This window comes from Chitinivorax sp. B (assembly GCF_005503445.1).
In the GTDB taxonomy this organism is placed as follows: Bacteria; Pseudomonadota; Gammaproteobacteria; order Burkholderiales; family SCOH01; genus Chitinivorax.
Map to the genome: position 1 here is coordinate 1 of NZ_SCOH01000163.1, position 1,249 is coordinate 1,249.

The 1,249-nt window shown below is 62.8% G+C and carries 1 pseudogene; it reads left to right on the forward strand.

Annotated elements, in window-relative coordinates:
- Positions 1–1,249, forward strand: a pseudogene (locus FFS57_RS25045) (Ig-like domain-containing protein); the annotation flags it as partial.

The window sequence follows — 1,249 nt, forward strand, 5'->3', positions numbered from 1 at the left end:
GTCACCCAGTATCAATATGATGCCAACCGCCGCCGCACGCACGTCACCGTCGAGGGCAGGACCTGGCAGACCGGCTTCGATACCGCCGGTCGTAAAGCGTTTGAGCAAGATCCCGATAGTCGTCGGACGGATTATCAATACGATGAACAAGGTCGCCTGGTGGCGGTGCTGCAGACGCTGGATGGTCGGACGCTCACCACGCGTTATGGTTACGACCAGGCTGGCAACAAGCTGACCCAGACCGATGCCCTGGGCCGGATCACCCGCTGGACCTATGATGCGCTGGGTCGAGTACAAAGCCGGACCTTGCCAGGCGGGCAGCAGGAGCGTTTTGAATATGATGCCGTGGGGAACCTGATTGCCCACACCGATTTTGCCGGCCGGACCCTGCGCCAGCAATATGACGTGCGTAACCGGCTGAGCTTGCAGCAACTGCCCGATGGCCGCAGCCGCCGCTATCAGTACACGGCCAGTGGCCAGCTGGACACGGTCCAGGACTATCGCGGCCAGACCCGTCACAGCTATGACCAGCAAGACCGCCTGACCCGCCTTGACCTGCCGGATGGCCGCTACCTTGCCTATGGCTATGATGCCAACGGCAATCGGACGCAGGTGACCACTGCCCATGGCCGCACCCGCTACGACTACGATGCGCAGAACCGGCTGCGCCAGGTGACCGACCGTCGTGGTCAGGTCACGACCTATCAATATGACGGCAATGGCAACCGCAGCCGCCTTGCCTACCCGAATGGCACCGAAACCCGTTACCGCTACAACGCACTCAACCGCATCACCCGGGTCGAGCACTGGCGGGTGCGTGACAACCAGCTACTGGCCCAGTTCGACTACACCCTGAGCCCAGCCGGCCAACGGCAGGCCATCACCGACCTGACCGGCCGCCAGACCCGTTATGGCTATAACAGCCTGGGTTGGCTGACACAAGAGGCCACCACCGACGCCGCTGGCCGGGTCTCGGTCAGCGACTACCGTTATGACGACGTCGGCAACCGGACCCAGGCCATCCGGGACGGCCAGGTCACCGACTACCGCCATGACAGCAACGACCGCTTACACAGCGCCGGGGATGAGCAGTACCAGTATGACGCCAATGGCAACCTGACCCAACGCACTCGCCACGGCCAACTCACCAGCTATGGCTATGACAGCGACCAGCGGCTGAGCGAAGTGGAACTGCCCGGCAGCAGCCTGCGCTACCAGTACGACCACCAGGGTAACCGCATCAGCCAAA